The organism is Pseudomonas sp. IT-P100, from assembly GCF_949767185.1.
Taxonomy (GTDB): Bacteria; Pseudomonadota; Gammaproteobacteria; order Pseudomonadales; family Pseudomonadaceae; genus Aquipseudomonas; species Aquipseudomonas fluorescens_B.
Map to the genome: position 1 here is coordinate 40836 of NZ_CATKQK010000006.1, position 16200 is coordinate 57035.

The 16200-nt window shown below is 59.2% G+C and carries 14 protein-coding genes; 9 read left to right on the plus strand and 5 right to left on the minus strand.

Annotation, left to right across the window (positions count from 1 at the left end):
• Positions 1-65: 65 nt before the first annotated feature.
• Positions 66-653, minus strand: coding sequence for a TIGR00730 family Rossman fold protein (locus ACM6IQ_RS05020; RefSeq protein WP_017336271.1), 588 nt, complete (start codon positions 651-653; stop codon positions 66-68).
• A gap of 344 nt (positions 654-997) precedes the next feature.
• On the opposite strand from ACM6IQ_RS05020, the gene azu reads away from it, so the two are divergent.
• Positions 998-1444, plus strand: coding sequence for an azurin (azu, locus tag ACM6IQ_RS05025; RefSeq protein WP_017336273.1), 447 nt, complete (start codon positions 998-1000; stop codon positions 1442-1444).
• Between the two features lie 122 nt (positions 1445-1566).
• Here the strand turns inward: azu and nadE are convergent, their stop codons facing one another.
• The 3 genes from nadE to ACM6IQ_RS05040 form a co-directional block, all read right to left on the minus strand.
• The gene (gene nadE / locus ACM6IQ_RS05030; RefSeq protein ID WP_017336274.1) at positions 1567-2394 is read right to left on the minus strand and encodes an ammonia-dependent NAD(+) synthetase; all 828 of its coding nucleotides are present in this window, start codon (positions 2392-2394) and stop codon (positions 1567-1569) included.
• 4 nt (positions 2395-2398) lie between these two features.
• Positions 2399-3625 carry a nicotinate phosphoribosyltransferase gene (gene pncB / locus ACM6IQ_RS05035; protein WP_017336275.1) on the minus strand — a complete coding sequence of 409 codons (1227 nt, stop codon included), beginning with the start codon at positions 3623-3625 and terminating at the stop codon, positions 2399-2401.
• A gap of 287 nt (positions 3626-3912) precedes the next feature.
• Positions 3913-4824 (minus strand): LysR family transcriptional regulator, encoded by a 912-nt coding sequence (locus ACM6IQ_RS05040; RefSeq protein WP_414878178.1) that lies wholly within the window; start codon positions 4822-4824, stop codon positions 3913-3915.
• Positions 4825-4999: 175 nt separating this feature from the next.
• Between ACM6IQ_RS05040 and ACM6IQ_RS05045 the strand changes: the two genes are divergently transcribed.
• From ACM6IQ_RS05045 to ACM6IQ_RS05080, 8 genes are all read left to right on the plus strand, one after another.
• Positions 5000-6490, plus strand: coding sequence for an aldehyde dehydrogenase family protein (locus ACM6IQ_RS05045; protein WP_017336277.1), 1491 nt, complete (start codon positions 5000-5002; stop codon positions 6488-6490).
• A 119-nt stretch (positions 6491-6609) separates the two neighbouring features.
• The gene (locus tag ACM6IQ_RS05050) at positions 6610-7893 is read left to right on the plus strand and encodes an NAD(P)/FAD-dependent oxidoreductase (RefSeq protein ID WP_414878179.1); all 1284 of its coding nucleotides are present in this window, start codon (positions 6610-6612) and stop codon (positions 7891-7893) included.
• A gap of 365 nt (positions 7894-8258) precedes the next feature.
• Entirely contained in the window at positions 8259-9392 is a 1134-nt protein-coding gene (locus tag ACM6IQ_RS05055) for a branched-chain amino acid ABC transporter substrate-binding protein (protein WP_017336279.1), read from the plus strand.
• 171 nt (positions 9393-9563) lie between these two features.
• Positions 9564-10478 (plus strand): ABC transporter permease subunit, encoded by a 915-nt coding sequence (locus tag ACM6IQ_RS05060; protein ID WP_017336280.1) that lies wholly within the window; start codon positions 9564-9566, stop codon positions 10476-10478.
• 3 nt (positions 10479-10481) lie between these two features.
• Positions 10482-11765 carry a high-affinity branched-chain amino acid ABC transporter permease LivM gene (gene livM, locus ACM6IQ_RS05065; protein ID WP_414878180.1) on the plus strand — a complete coding sequence of 428 codons (1284 nt, stop codon included), beginning with the start codon at positions 10482-10484 and terminating at the stop codon, positions 11763-11765.
• Entirely contained in the window at positions 11762-12637 is an 876-nt protein-coding gene (locus ACM6IQ_RS05070) for an ABC transporter ATP-binding protein (protein WP_414878181.1), read from the plus strand. The genes livM and ACM6IQ_RS05070 overlap by 4 nt, the downstream gene beginning before the upstream one ends.
• Complete coding sequence (locus tag ACM6IQ_RS05075) at positions 12634-13350, plus strand: ABC transporter ATP-binding protein (protein WP_017336283.1); 717 nt, start codon at positions 12634-12636, stop codon at positions 13348-13350. Before ACM6IQ_RS05070 ends, ACM6IQ_RS05075 begins: the two co-directional genes overlap by 4 nt.
• Positions 13351-14097: 747 nt before the next feature.
• A complete protein-coding gene (locus ACM6IQ_RS05080; RefSeq protein ID WP_017336284.1) occupies positions 14098-14868 on the plus strand; it encodes an SDR family oxidoreductase in 771 nt (256 codons plus the stop codon).
• Positions 14869-14980: 112 nt separating this feature from the next.
• Here ACM6IQ_RS05080 and ACM6IQ_RS05085 read toward each other — a convergent pair whose 3' ends face one another.
• A complete protein-coding gene (locus ACM6IQ_RS05085; RefSeq protein WP_031318325.1) occupies positions 14981-16108 on the minus strand; it encodes an AGE family epimerase/isomerase in 1128 nt (375 codons plus the stop codon).
• Positions 16109-16200 lie beyond the last annotated feature (92 nt).

Sequence of the window (16200 nt, forward strand, 5' to 3'; positions counted from 1 at the left end):
CGATCCTCTGGGGTCGAAGGTGAGGTTGAGCGGCGCATATTCTGCCCTGTATCGGTGCCGAGCCGTTAGCTGGGTTTTTGCTCTGTCCACTTTGGCACCACGGTCGGCTGCCAGGCATCCAGGGCATCGAGCAGGGTTTGCGGCGATTCGCTCAGTTGCAGCATGTCACGGTGCGCTTCGCGAACGAAGCCTTCGCCGACGATATGATCAAGAAAACCAGTCAATTTGCTGTAGAAGCCGTTCACTTCCAGCAGACCCAGTGGTTTGCCGTGGTAGCCGAGCTGGCCCCACGTCCAGACTTCGAACAGTTCCTCCAGAGTGCCCAGGCCGCCGGGCAATGCGATAAATGCGTCGCTGAGCTCGGCCATCCGCGCCTTTCGCGCATGCATGCCGTCGACCACTTCGAGGCGAGTCAGGCCGCTGTGGCCGATTTCCTTGTCCTTGAGGCTTTGCGGGATGATCCCGATCACTTCACCGCCGGCTGCCAGTGCAGCATCGGCCACAATCCCCATCAACCCCACGGCGCCGCCGCCATAGACCAGGGTCAACCTGCGCTCGGCCAATGCTCGCCCCAGGGCGACAGCCGCTTCACGATAAGCCGGGTTGGTGCCGGTGCTGGCACCGCAAAATACACAAACGGATGCTAAAGACATGCCTTGCTCCAGGGTCAGGATGGCCACAGAGTAAAGGCTGAGGCGCTGCGCTCCAAGGTCTAAACTTCGCGTTGGGACGTTTCACAGGTACCACTGGCGCCACAGGCATAAGCGGCGAGCAAACTGCACAAAAAGCTGTTGATCGACATGACAGACGCTCCATATTGGTGATGACGACCTGATGATAGGGCCGCCTTGGACGTCTGGCTGGTAGATTATTTGGATAGGTGTCATAGCTCTAAAGTTGTATACAATTTTTGATTCAGGTCATAGGAACTTGCGAAGTTTTCAGGCAGTCTTCTGTCCATTCGCACTTTTGTTTACCCCCGCCTTGGAGATTCACCATGTTTGCCAAACTTGTTGCGGTATCCCTGCTGACACTGGCCAGCAGTCAATTGATGGCTGCCGAGTGCAAGACGACCATCGACTCCACCGACCAAATGTCCTTCAACACCAAGGCCATTGAAATCGACAAAAGCTGCAAGACCTTCACCGTTGAACTGACCCACTCCGGCAGCCTGCCGAAAAATGTGATGGGTCATAACTGGGTGCTGAGCAAAGAGGCTGACATGCAGCCGATCGCCACTGACGGCCTGGCTGCCGGTATCGACAAGAACTATCTGAAGGAAGGTGATGCGCGCGTTATCGCCCACACCAAAATCATCGGTGCCAAGGAAACCGACTCGGTGACCTTCGACGTGTCGAAGCTTGATGCTGCCGAGAAATACGGCTTCTTCTGCTCGTTCCCGGGCCACATTTCGATGATGAAAGGTACGGTTACGCTGAAGTAAGCGAATCGGGTTCATAAAAAAAGCGTCCTGCGAGGGACGCTTTTTTTGTGCCTGACATTTGACCGAGTCATCGTTCATCGCTAGCAGGCTAGCGATGTGGTCGGTTCAGGCGCCGCCCTTGCTTATGGTGCAAACGGCATCACGCGCTTGTGGTGGGTCTTTTTGTACGTATCGCAGATGATCTTGAACGCTTCCTCACGCACCGGCTCACCGTGCAGGAACGCATCGATCTCGGCATACGTCACGCCGTGGGACGCTTCGTCCGGCTTACCCGGCGACAGGTCTTCCAGGTCGGCAGTCGGGACTTTCTCCACCAGTGCTTCAGGCGCACCGAAACTGCGGGCAATGGCCCGGACCTGGTTTTTCACCAGGCCGCTCAACGGGGCCAGGTCGCAAGCACCGTCACCGAACTTGGTGAAGAACCCCATCACCGCTTCTGCCGCGTGGTCGGTGCCGATCACCAGGCCATGGGCCGCGCCAGCGATGGTGTACTGGGCGACCATGCGCATCCGCGCCTTGGTGTTGCCGAGGACGAAATCCACTGACACCGCGTGCTTGCCTTCGAAGGCTGCCACTTCATTGGCCAGGGATTTGACTGCCGGGCCGATGTTCACGGTGTGACGCTCGTCCGGCTTGATGAAATCCACCGAAGCCTGGGCGTCGTGTTCATCGAACTGGGTTTCATACGGCAGGCGCACGGCGATGAACTTGTAGTTGTCATCACCGGTGCGGGTGCGCAGTTCACGCATGGCGCGCTGGGCCAGCAGGCCGGCGGTCAGGGAATCGACCCCGCCGCTGATGCCGAGCACCAGGGTCTTGAGCCCGGAATTGACCAGGCAATCCTGGATGAAGGTAATGCGCCGGGCGATTTCCGCCTCGAGGGCGGCCTTGTCGGCGAATGGCGGTTGAACCTTGAGCTGCTCAGCAATCTCACGCTGTACGGCTTGCATGAATTCACTCCTTGCTTGGTGTGCTGGAAAGGGCGGCAGGAACTTTGAAAACGTGTCGCAAGTAGGCGACGAAATTCGGGTCTTTGCAGTGAGTCTTGCCAGGCTCGTCGGAGATCTTTGCCACCGGTTGGCCATTGCAGGCCGCCATTTTAAGCACGATGCTCATCGGTTCAACACCTGGAATATCGCACGTCAGGTTGGTGCCGATGCCGAAGCTGACATTGATCCGACCGCGTAATGCGCGAAATATTTCCAGCGCCTTGGGCAGCGTCAGACTGTCGGAGAACGTCAGGGTCTTGCTCATCGGGTCGATGCCCAGCTTTTGATAGTGGGCGATCGCCTTTTCTGCCCAGATCACCGGATCCCCGGAGTCATGGCGCAGGCCGTCGAAGAGTTTGGCAAAGTACAGGTCGAAGTCGTTGAGGAAGGCATCCATGGTGATGCAGTCAGTCAAGGCGATCCCCAGCAGGCCGCGGTATTCGCGGACCCAGCAATCGAGGGCGGCAATCTGGCTGTCGATCAGTCGCGGACCGAGTTGCTGGTGGGCCATGATCCATTCGTGGGCCATGGTGCCCAGCGGTTTCATGTCCAGTTCCCGGGACAAATGCACGTTGCTGGTGCCGACGAAACGTCCGGGGAAATCGTGCTTGAGCACGTTCACCACTTCTTCCTGCACACGGTACGAAAAGCGACGGCGGGTGCCGAAATCGGCTACTTGCAATTCCGACAATTCGTCGCTGCTGGCGTTGGCGGTCAGCCAGTCGAACTTGCGATAAAGTTGCTCGCGCGCTTGCTCCAGAACGATGTCCCGGTAGCGATAGCGGTTGCGCACTTCGCTGACGATGGACAGCAGCGGGACTTCAAAAAGAATCACATGCAGCCAGGGCCCGCGCAGGCGGATAAACAGCTCGCCGTTTTCGATGCCGGTGTGGACGTAGCGCAGGTTGAAGCGGAACAAGCCGAGGAAGCGCAGGAAATCCGGCTTCATGAAGCTGATGCGCTCCATGAAACTCAACTGGTCGGCGCTCAGGTTCAACTCGGCGAGGCGCTCGATCTGAAAGCGTATTTCCGCCAGGTACGGGCGCAGGTCTTCACTGTTGCGGCAACGGAACTCCCATTCGACGTCCACGTTCGGGTAGTTGTGCAGCACCGCCTGCATCATCGTCAGTTTGTAGAAGTCGGTGTCGAGCAGGTTCTGCACGATGCGATCGGCAAACACACTCTCGCTCATAACGGGGTTCTCCAGGCTGGCCGCGGCCCGTGGCAGTGGCGTTGCAGCTGTTTCAATGAATGGGGCTAGTGGCGCATATCCGCGCGGGGTATTGCCAGCGATTTTTGCATCGCAGCAGATCCCTGTGGCGAGGGAGCTTGCTCCCGCTCGGTTGCGCAGCAGCCGCAAAACGGTAAACGCAGCTTTTCAGTTTGAACGTAGCGGCTGTAGGGGGGCGCTTCGCACCCCAGCGGGAGCAAGCTCCCTCGCCACAGTGATGGTGCTTTGCCACAGGTCTTGGTGAAGCCTTAAGTTTGCGGTACTTCCGGGCTATCAATCTGCTCCAGCATCCACTTCACAAAGTCCCGCACCTTGGGCACTTCCGCCGAATGTTCCGGGTACGCCAGGTAATAGGCGTCGGAACTGGGCATCGCGTGCTGCCAGGGTATGACCAGTTTGCCGTCGGCCAACTCCTCTTCCACCAGAAACCGCGGCAACAGCGCCACGCCACAGCCGACCTGCGCGGCGCGGATGCACATGTAGAAGGTCTCGAAGCGCGGCCCGTGGTAGCTGTGTTCGGTGTGGAAACCCTGACTGTCGAACCAGTCGTGCCAGGCCTGCGGACGGGAGGCGTTTTGCAGCAGGACCAGGTCGGTGAGTTGGGTGGGATCAGTGAACGGTGTCGCCGGCAGGCTACCCGGTGCACACACGGGAACAAGCTCTTCGCCGAACAGCTTCAGGCATTCGGTACGGGGGCGTGAGCCCTGGCCGAAATAGAACGCCAGATCGCTGCGACCTTGCAGCAGGTCATCGGCTTCCTGCTCGCTGCACAGGTCCAGGTGGATCGATGGGTGACGCAGGCGCCAGCCTTTCAGGCGGGGCACCAGCCAGCGGGCGCCGAAGGTCGGAGGGGTCGAGACGCGCAGGACTTCGGTTTCCCCGCCGTAGGAACGCAGGTAGTGGGTCGACATCTCGACTTGCGTGAGGATTTTTCGTACCTCAACCAGGTACAAATCACCGGCCGGGGTCATTTGCAGGCGTCGACGCACCCGGCGAAACAACAGGTGTTGCAACAATTCTTCCAGTTGCGCGACCTGTTTGCTGACCGCGCTCTGGGTCAGGTTCAGCTCTTCGGCCGCCCGTGTGAAGCTCAAATGCCGGGTCACGGCCTCGAAACACTGCAATGCGGTGATCGACGGCAGGTAACGTTTATTCAGCATGGGGTTGTCCTTTTTCTTGTTTCTTTCTGACCAGCAATTCGCAGCATGAATAAACGGAATGATATCTCTCTTAAAGGTCGTTTGTTGGGTAACCTCCGGCAAGCTAAAACTACAGGTCTGATCAGTCGTGATTTTCCGGCTGCACGTTTTGTGTTTTTTGCTCGAGGAGTGACCCATGGTTGCCGCATTGCTTGATCGTCTTGGTGTGAATCCGGCCCTGTACCAGAACGGCAAAGTGCCGGTGCATTCGCCAATCGATGGCAGCAAGATCGCCTCTGTGAACTGGGAAGGTGCCGCTGAAGTCGAGCAGCACATCAGTCGCGCAGATCATGCGTTCGAATTGTGGCGCAAGGTCCCGGCCCCGCGCCGTGGCGAACTGGTACGCCAATTGGGCGACATCCTGCGTGAATACAAGGCCGATCTCGGCGAGCTGGTGTCCTGGGAAGCGGGCAAGATCACTCAGGAAGGCTTGGGTGAAGTTCAGGAAATGATCGACATCTGCGATTTCGCCGTCGGCCTGTCCCGTCAACTGTACGGCTTGACCATCGCTTCCGAGCGCCCGGGCCACCACATGCGTGAAACCTGGCACCCGCTGGGCATCGTGGGCGTGATCAGTGCGTTCAACTTCCCGGTGGCGGTCTGGGCCTGGAACACCACGCTGGCGCTGGTTTGCGGTAACCCGGTGATCTGGAAGCCCTCGGAGAAAACCCCGCTGACCGCACTGGCCTGCCAGGCGCTGTTCGACCGCGTACTGAAAAACTTCAGCGACGCACCTCCGCACCTGAGCCAAGTGATCATCGGCGGCCGCGATGCCGGCGAAGCGCTGGTCGATGACCCGCGTGTCGCGCTGATCAGCGCCACCGGCAGCACCCGCATGGGCCGCGAAGTGGCACCGAAAATCGCCGCACGATTCGCCCGCAGCATCCTGGAGCTGGGTGGCAACAACGCCATGATCCTCGGCCCAAGCGCTGATCTGGACATGGCTGTTCGCGCGATCCTGTTCAGCGCCGTCGGCACCGCCGGCCAGCGTTGCACCACGTTGCGTCGCCTGATCGCTCACGAATCGGTGAAAGAAGAAATCGTTACCCGCCTCAAGGCCGCTTACTCGAAAGTGCGCATCGGCAATCCGCTGGAAGGCAACCTGATCGGCCCACTGATCGACAAGCACAGCTTCGACAACATGCAGGACGCGCTGGAGCAAGCCTTGAGCGAAGGCGGTCGGGTCTTCGGCGGCAAGCGTCAGCTGGAAGACAAATACCCGAACGCTTACTACGTCTCGCCGGCCATCGTTGAAATGCCGGAACAGAGCGATGTGGTCTGTCACGAAACCTTCGCGCCGATCCTGTACGTGGTCGGTTACAAGGACTTCGCTGAAGCGCTGCGCCTGAACAACGCCGTTCCACAAGGCCTGTCCTCATGCATCTTCACCACCGACGTGCGTGAAGCCGAGCAGTTCATGTCGGCGGTGGGCAGCGACTGCGGCATCGCCAACGTCAACATCGGCCCGAGCGGTGCGGAAATCGGCGGCGCGTTTGGTGGCGAGAAAGAGACGGGCGGTGGTCGTGAGTCGGGCTCCGATGCATGGCGCGGGTACATGCGCCGCCAGACCAACACCGTGAACTACTCGCTGGAGTTGCCGTTGGCTCAAGGGATTACGTTCGACTGATCGGGCCCCATCGCTGGCAAGCCAGCTCCTGCACGGCCTGTGTCGTGGCGCATAACCTGTAGGAGCTGGCTTGCCAGCGAAGCTTTTTCTGTTTGTTAGGTTTCTGTTGGAGTCTGGCAATGCCGTTACGCGAAGAGTGTCTGTGGGAAAAACTGACGCCGCAAAGGCCTGATAAAGCGGCGCTCAAGGGTGAAGTCACGGTCGACGTCTGCGTCATCGGCGCCGGTTTCACCGGTCTGTCGGCGGCGGTGCATCTGCTGGAACAAGGCAAAACGGTGTGTGTGCTGGAAGCCCATCGCGCCGGCCATGGTGGTTCGGGCCGCAACGTCGGGCTGGTCAATGCCGGCATGTGGATTCCGCCGGACGACATCGAAGCCGGGTTTGGCGAAGCGGTGGGCAGTCAGCTCAATCGCATGCTGGGGGCGGCACCTTCGTTGGTGTTCAGCCTTGTGGACAAGTACAACATCGATTGCCAGTTACGCCGCGAAGGCACGCTGCACATGGCGCATAACGCCCGTGGTGAAGCGGACTTGCGCAGTCGTGAAGAACAATGGAAACGTCGCGGCGCACCGGTCGAACTGCTGACCGGTCAAGCCTGCGAACAGGCAACCGGCACCCAAAAAATCGCCGCCGCACTGCTGGATCGGCGTGCTGGCACGATCAACCCGATGGCTTACACCACGGGGCTGGCCAAAGCGGCCATCGGCCTCGGCGGTCAGCTGTTCGATCATTCCCCGGTGACCCGGCTCGAACGTCAGGGCCAGAAGTGGTCAGTACAGACCGCGCAGGGTTCGGTGCTTGCCGAGCAGGTTGTCATCGCGTCCAACGCTTATACCGAAGGCGACTGGACAGAGCTTCGGCGCAATTTCTTCCCCGGTTATTACTATCAGGTGGCATCGGTGCCACTCACTGAAGAAGCCGCCCGGAAAATCCTGCCCGGTGGCCAGGGTTCCTGGGACACCCGTCAGGTGCTCAGCAGCATTCGCCGCGATAAAGACGGTCGCCTGTTGCTCGGCAGCCTGGGTAATGGCAATCAGAAGCCGACCTGGTTCCTCAAGGCCTGGGCCGATCGCGTTCAGCAGCACTATTTCCCCTACCTCAAACCGGTGGAATGGGAGTGCACCTGGACCGGTTGCATCGCCTTCACCCCCGATCATTTGATGCGCCTGTTCGAGCCAGCGCCCGGTTTAGTGGCAGTCACTGGCTATAACGGTCGGGGCGTGACCACTGGCACTGTAGTCGGCAAAGCCTTTGCCGATTATTTGTGCAACGGAAATCCGCAGGCGTTGCCGATCCCCTTCGCTCCGATGCAACCACTGGCCGGGGCTGGCCTGCGTAGCTGTCTGTATGAAGCGGGATTTTCGCTGTATCACGCGGGCCAGTGCTTGCGGATCGTGATTTGATTGTTGAAATTTGTTGCGGGGAGCGGCGCTTTTCGGCGCAGCGACTAGCCTGTAAAAGGTGCGGGTTGTAGCAGTGCCGCACCAGCAGTGTGCACTTCGGTGACGCGCGTTGTTACAGGCTGGTTGCACGTCGTTTGGCGCTGCGGTTGCAATGATGGCGCGCACGGGTTGCGCCTTGATAAATAAATGGTTTCACCTTCAGCGGTTTAGACGGTTGCACGTCCAATGAAAATGGGCTCGAAACAGTCGATATAACAATAAAGCAGCGACTTTTTTCAGAATAAAAAACCGATGGCACGGCCCTTGCTCTGAGCATTCAGTGAAGTTGCAGTGCCAATTAAAAAAAAACCTTGGAGCACCACCTCATGTCCCAGACGTTTTACAAGAAAGGCTTTCTGGCCCTCGCAGTGGCAACTGCGCTGGGTGTTTCTGCGTTTGCACAGGCTGACGTAAAAATCGGTGTGGCGGGTCCAATGACGGGCGCCAACGCGGCATTTGGCGAGCAGTACATGAAGGGTGCACAGGCCGCAGCCGATGCCATCAACGCATCGGGCGGCGTTAACGGGGAAAAAATCGTACTGGTCAAGGGCGATGACGCCTGCGAACCGAAACAGGCTGTGACGGTCGCCAAGGACCTGACCAACCAGAAAGTGGCAGGCGTGGTCGGTCACTTCTGCTCCTCGTCGACCATTCCGGCCTCCGAGATCTACGACGAAGCAGGCATCATCGCAATCACTCCGGGCTCCACCAACCCACAGGTGACCGAGCGCGGCCTGAGCGCCATGTTCCGTATGTGCGGCCGTGACGACCAGCAGGGTATCGTGGCCGGCGACTACATCGTCGACGTGCTCAAGGGCAAGAAAGTCGTGGTTCTGCACGACAAGGACACCTACGGTCAAGGTCTGGCGGATGCCACCAAGGCCCAACTGGCCAAGCGCGGCGTGACCCCGGTGCTGTACGAAGGTCTGACCCGTGGCGAGAAAGACTTCAGCGCCGTGGTGACCAAGATCCGTGCAGCCGGTGCCGATGTCGTCTATTTCGGCGGCCTGCACCCGGAAGCCGGTCCACTGGTTCGTCAACTGCGTGAGCAAGGCCTCAAGGACGTCAAATTCATGTCCGATGATGGCATCGTGACTGATGAACTCGTGACCACCGCCGGTGGCCCGCAGAACGTTGATGGCGTGTACATGACCTTCGGCGCCGACCCACGCCTGCTGCCAGACAGCAAGACCGTGGTAGACACCTTCCGCAAGGCCGGTACCGAGCCTGAAGGCTACACCCTGTACGCCTACGCTTCGGTTCAAACCCTGGCGGCTGCTTTCAACGGCGCCAAGTCCAACAACGGCGAAAAAGCGGCCGAGTGGCTGAAGAAAAACCCGGTTAAAACCGTGATGGGCGAGAAGACCTGGGACGCCAAGGGCGACCTGAAAGTCTCCGACTACGTGGTTTATCAGTGGGACAAGGATGGCAAATACCACCAACTGGAAAAACAGAAGTGATATGAGCTGCTGAATTGCCCGGTGCCTTGTGCACCGGGTAGTCAACCAACATGTCCGTGCAGTACCTGTCTTTTCTCGTAGAGCTGCACACAACCGTGTTGCGCGGGTGGCTGAACCCCGGTCCGTCGCACCCGGCTTCTGTGCAGTCTCTCAAATGCGTGAGATTGCGTTATGGATGGTATTTTCCTGCAGCAACTGGTCAACGGCCTGACCCTCGGGTCGGTCTATGGCCTGATCGCCATCGGCTACACAATGGTCTATGGCATCATCGGCATGATCAACTTCGCCCATGGTGAGGTTTACATGATCTCCGCTTACCTCGCGGCGATCAGTCTGGCTCTGCTGGCATACTTCGGTATTGAATCCTTCCCTCTGCTGATGCTTGGCACACTGGTCTTCACCATCATCGTCACGGCGGTGTATGGCTGGGTCATCGAGCGTGTCGCCTACAAACCCCTGCGTAACTCAACCCGACTGGCACCGCTGATCAGCGCCATCGGTATTTCCCTGATCCTGCAAAACTATGCACAGATCGCCCAGGGCGCCCGCCAACAAGGCGTACCTACCTTGCTGACCGGTGCATGGCGAGTGGAAGTCGGAAGCGGCTTCGTCCAGCTCACCTACACCAAGATCTTCATTCTGATCGCCGCATTCGCCGGCATGGCCCTGCTGACCTACGTCATCAAGTACACCAAGCTCGGCCGCATGTGCCGCGCCACCCAGCAAGACCGCAAGATGGCCTCGATCCTGGGGATCAACACCGATCGCGTGATTTCCTACGTGTTCATCATCGGTGCAGCAATGGCGGCCCTGGCCGGTGTGCTGATCACCATGAACTACGGCACGTTCGACTTCTACGCAGGCTTCGTTATCGGTATCAAGGCGTTCACCGCTGCGGTACTTGGCGGAATCGGCTCGCTGCCTGGCGCGATGCTCGGCGGGATCATCCTCGGCATTTCCGAGTCGCTGTTCTCGGGTCTGGTCAACTCGGACTACAAAGACGTTTTCAGCTTCTCGCTGCTCGTTCTCGTTCTGGTCTTTCGGCCCCAAGGCCTGCTCGGCCGTCCTCTTGTGTCGAAGGTGTAAGCGATGTCTTCAACCACTAAAAAAACCATTGATCTCAAAAGAAGCCTGGTTGACGCGATTCTTGCCGGTCTGGTCGCCCTCATTGTGTTCGGCCCGATTGTTGGCGTAGTCCTCGACGGCTACGGCTTCAATCTGGAAACGACCCGAGTGGCGTGGATTGTCGCCATCGTCATGGCCGGCCGCTTTGCCCTGAGCCTGTTCCTGCAAACGCCCAAAGGCCTGAGAATTCTCGAAGGTTTTGAAAGCACAGGCTCCGGGGTACATGTACTGCCGCCTGACTACAAGACCCGGTTGCGCTGGATCATTCCAGTGGTGATCGTCGTCGCCGTGGTGTTCCCGTTTTTCTCCAACTCCTACCTGCTGGGCGTGGTCATCCTCGGGCTGATCTACGTGCTGCTGGGGCTTGGCTTGAACATCGTGGTCGGCCTGGCCGGCCTGCTCGACCTCGGCTACGTGGCGTTCTACGCCATCGGGGCCTATGGCCTGGCACTCGGCTATCAATACCTGGGGCTTGGCTTCTGGACGGTGCTGCCACTGGCAGCGATCACCGCCGGCCTTGCCGGTTGCATCCTCGGCTTCCCGGTATTGCGCCTGCACGGTGACTACCTGGCGATCGTGACCCTGGGCTTCGGTGAAATCATTCGCTTGGTCCTCAACAACTGGCTGAGCCTGACGGGGGGGCCAAATGGCATGGCGGCGCCGCTGCCAACCTTCTTCGGCCTGGAGTTCGGCAAAAGGGCAAAAGACGGTGGCGTTCCGTTCCATGAGTTTTTCGGTATCGCCTACAACCCGGACGTGAAGTATTACTTCATTTACGCGGTGTTGTTCCTCGTCGTACTGGGCGTGCTGTACGTCAAGCACCGTCTGACCCGTATGCCGGTCGGTCGCGCCTGGGAGGCCTTGCGTGAAGATGAAATCGCCTGCCGCTCCATGGGTCTGAACCACGTGCTGGTCAAGCTTTCGGCGTTCACCATCGGTGCGTCGACGGCGGGTCTGGCGGGTGTGTTCTTCGCCACCTACCAAGGCTTCGTCAACCCGACCTCGTTCACCTTCTTCGAGTCGGCCCTGATCCTCGCCATCGTGGTACTCGGCGGCATGGGCTCGACCATTGGCGTCGTCATCGCAGCCTTCGTGCTGACCGTGGCCCCGGAACTGCTGCGTGGCTTCGCGGAATACCGCGTGCTGCTGTTCGGCATCCTGATGGTGTTGATGATGATCTGGCGACCGCGCGGCCTGATTCGGATCAGCCGTACCGGTGTGACCCCGCGTAAAGGAGTAGCGCCATGAGCGAAGTCGTACTCTCGGTCGAGAAACTGATGATGCACTTCGGCGGCATCAAGGCGTTGAACGATGTCAGCCTGAAGGTCAAACGCAACTCGATCTTCGCCCTGATCGGCCCCAACGGCGCCGGCAAAACCACGGTGTTCAACTGCCTGACCGGTTTCTACAAGGCCTCCGGTGGCAAGATCGAACTCAGCGTGCGGGGCGAGCAGACCAACGTCATCCAGTTGCTGGGCGAATCGTTCAAACCGGCGGATTTCGTTTCGCCAAAATCCTTTCTCAGTCGGCTGTATTACAAGATGTTCGGCGGTACCCACCTGGTGAACCGTGCCGGGCTGGCGCGGACCTTCCAGAACATTCGCCTGTTCAAGGAAATGTCGGTGCTGGAAAACCTGCTGGTTGCCCAGCACATGTGGGTCAACCGCAGCATGCTCGCCGGTATCCTCAACACGAAGGGCTACCAAAAGGCTGAAAGCGATGCGCTGGACCACGCCTTCTACTGGCTGGAAGTGGTGGACCTGGTGGACTGCGCCAACCGTCTGGCCGGTGAACTGTCCTACGGTCAGCAACGCCGTCTGGAAATCGCCCGGGCCATGTGCACCCGGCCGCAGATCATCTGCCTCGACGAACCGGCCGCCGGCCTCAACCCTCAGGAAACCGAAGCGCTGAGCGCGATGATCCGGCTGCTGCGCGACGAGCATGATCTGACCGTGGTGCTGATCGAACACGACATGGGCATGGTTATGAGCATTTCCGACCACATCGTGGTGCTGGACCACGGCATCGTCATTGCCGAGGGCGGGCCTGATGCGATACGCAACGATCCGAAAGTGATTGCGGCCTACCTGGGTGCCGATGAAGAGGAAGTGGCGCTATGAGTCAACCTATCCTCGAACTGAAGGATCTGGACGTGTTTTACGGGCCAATCCAGGCCCTGAAAAAAGTCTCGCTGCACATCAACGAAGGGGAAACCGTCAGTCTGATCGGCTCCAACGGTGCCGGGAAGTCGACCCTGCTGATGTCGATCTTCGGCCAACCGCGGGCGGCTGACGGGCAGATCATCTATCAAGGGGTGGACATCACCCACAAGTCGTCGCACTACATCGCGTCCCACGGTATCGCGCAATCGCCGGAAGGACGGCGGGTGTTCCCCGACATGACTGTCGAGGAAAACCTGCTGATGGGCACCATCCCGATCGGTGACAAGTACGCCAAGGAAGACATGCAACGCATGTTCGAGCTGTTTCCGCGGCTCGAAGAGCGACGCACCCAGCGCGCCATGACCATGTCCGGTGGTGAACAGCAAATGCTCGCCATCGCCCGTGCGCTGATGAGTCGGCCCAAACTGTTGTTGCTTGACGAGCCGAGCCTGGGTCTGGCACCGATCGTGGTGAAACAGATCTTTGCCACGCTGCGGGAACTGGCCAAGACCGGGATGACCATCTTCCTGGTCGAGCAGAATGCCAACCACGCGCTCAAGCTGTCGGACCGGGCGTATGTCATGGTCAACGGCGAGATCCGCATCACGGGCACCGGCAAGGAGTTGCTGGTTAACGAGGAAGTGCGTAACGCCTATCTCGGCGGCCACTGATTTCGCTGTTGTAACACCAAGCCCCGGCGCGCAATCGCCGGGGCTTTTTTACATTTTCAATACTCCCGCAGGTGTCCGCGGTGTGCTTTCTGGAAATTGTGGAAAACAAATTCATCAAGCTCTCAAAGCGCGACATAAAGCCGCTGCAAATAGTTGTTTTGTCACGCTTTTGACTTGTCCCCGTTTGCTGTGGAGCTGGCTGTGAATAACGTGGGAGTAGCTGGCTGAGGGCCTTTGGATACGTGGCTTGCAGCGATGTGGTTGTTTTTTGATCAGGTGTTTTTACGCGACTGGGGCTCGGCTTTGTCAACCTTTTTATTGGCTGGGAAATCAGTCCGGAACGGAGGGGTGATGCCTGTGGATAAGTCTGTGGTTAAACTCTGGAAAGAGTCGGCTGAGGGCCGTAGTTACTGGCTCGGCGCCATCGCTGGTTTACCGGGTCGATCGTGCAAAATGCCACGGGCTACACAGTGAGCGCTTCAGGGTCAAGCAAAAAACTTTGTAATTTGCCCGCAAAGCCTTGTGCACAGCGGCTTTCAGCTTTTTCACTTGCCCCCGGAAACTGTGGACCGGCCTGTGGATAACGTGCGCGTACATGGCTGCAGGCCACGGGGGATAAGGCGCCGCTGACATTGATCGTTTTTCATACAGCTTTTGTGGTGGTTGCCGCTGTCGGCAAGGCCGGGCATGCTGCCAGCTGATTTTCTATTCCAATGGCTGCCCGTCGGCCGAAGCAAGGAGAACACGATGTCCAACACCCTGTTTATTACCGGCGCGACTTCCGGTTTTGGTGAAGCCTGTGCCCGTCGTTTTGCCGAGGCTGGCTGGAAACTGGTGCTGACAGGTCGTCGTGAAGAACGCCTCAATGCCCTGTGCGCCGAGTTGTCGAAGCAGACCGAGGTCCATGGCCTGGTGCTCGACGTGCGTGATCGCAAGGCCATGGAGGAGGCGATTGCCAACCTGCCGCCTTCCTTCGCCAAGCTGCGCGGGCTGATCAATAACGCCGGCCTGGCGCTCGGCGTGGACCCGGCGCCGAAGTGCAACCTTGATGATTGGGACACGATGGTCGACACCAACATCAAGGGCCTGATGTACAGCACTCGCCTGCTGCTGCCACGCCTGATCGCCCACGGCCGTGGCGCCAGCATCGTCAACCTCGGTTCCATCGCCGGCAACTACCCGTATCCAGGCAGCCACGTGTATGGCGCGAGCAAGGCGTTCGTCAAACAGTTCTCGCTGAACCTGCGCTGTGACCTGCAGGGCACGGGCGTGCGAGTCAGCAACATTGAACCGGGCCTGTGCGAGAGCGAATTCTCGCTGGTGCGTTTTGCCGGTGATCAGGAACGCTATAACGCGACCTACGCCGGTGCGGAGCCAATCCAGCCACAAGACATCGCCGAGACCATTTTCTGGGTGCTCAATGCGCCGGCACACATCAACATCAACAGCCTTGAGCTGATGCCGGTGAGCCAGACGTGGAGCGGGTTTGCGATTGAGCGTAACGGAGCCAAGGCGTAATTATGGCGAGGGAGCTTGCTCCCGTTGGACTGCACAGCAGTCCCTTTCTTTTCAGGGGTAAGCGGGGCCGCTTCGCGGCCCAGCGGGAGCAAGCTCCCTCGCCACAGAGGATTTAGCCGAGATAATCGGCCAATCCGCGATAGCAGGTCGCCAAGTGATAAGGCGTGGTCGAAGGCATGTCCTGGCGGCTCACTTCACCGTTTTCATTGCGACACTCATACCAGCCCTCCGAATGCAGGGAGCGCTGTTGCAGTGCCTGCAATTGGCGCAATACCGATGCCTTGCTGTGTGGACGCAAGGTCAGCGCACGCAGGTATTCAGCCTGGGCCCAGATGCGTTGGGTGCCATCCTTCGATTGCCCATCGAGCGTGAGCATTGCCCGCACCGCCCCACTCGATTGATCGACACCCAACTGCTCTGTGTACGCAAAGGCGCGTTCCAGGGAGGCGTGCAGTTTGGAGCCGCGCAACAACGGTGAAGACTCCAGCAGGAAATACCACTCGAACTGATGCCCCGGTTCAAACCAGTTATCCACAGCACCCAGCGGTTTTTCCATCAGCACACCGTGCTGCGAATCGATAAAGCGCTTCTGCATGGCTGTGCATAACTCGACGAGCGCGCGCTGCACTGCGAGGTCTTCACGCACCGACAGTGTGGCGAGGAAGGCTTCGGCCAGGTGCATCAGCGGGTTTTGCAGCGGCCCGGTATTCAGCGACGACCAGTCACGTTCAAGGCAAGCTTCGTACAGGCCGTCGCCCGTGGCGAAACGCTGCGCAACCACTTCCAGCACGGCGTTGAGCACTGACTCCACCAGCGGTTCGCGAACCTTGTCCCAGTAATGGGCGCAGGCGAAGAGAATGAAGGCGTGGGTGTAGAGATCCTTGCGCTGGTCCAGCGGCGCGCCTTGCGGATCGATGCTGTAGAACCAGCCACCGTGTTCGGCGTCATGGAAATGTTGCTGCAACGAGCGGAACAGCGCCGCGGCACGCTCTTCGGCGCCGGGTATCTGGCCGATCAGGCTGGAAAACAGATACAACTGCCGCGCGCAGGCCATGGCCCGGTAGCGTTGAGGTGGCAAGGGCAGATGTCCGGCGTCCAGCGCCTCGTAGGGCAGGGCCAGTTCGGCGTTCCAGCCCGGGCCTTGCCAGAGGGGCACGATCACGTCCTGGAAATGCTGATGCACTGAGGAGAACAGAGCGATCAAGTCAGGCTGGGAGGCGGAGCGGGGAGAATGAGGCATTGGCTGGCGTCGTCACGGCAGGGTCGATTGCGCGCCATGTTAACAGGCCTGAGAGTTGCGGTGTCTGTCAGGCCGCCTTCGCGGGCAAGCCC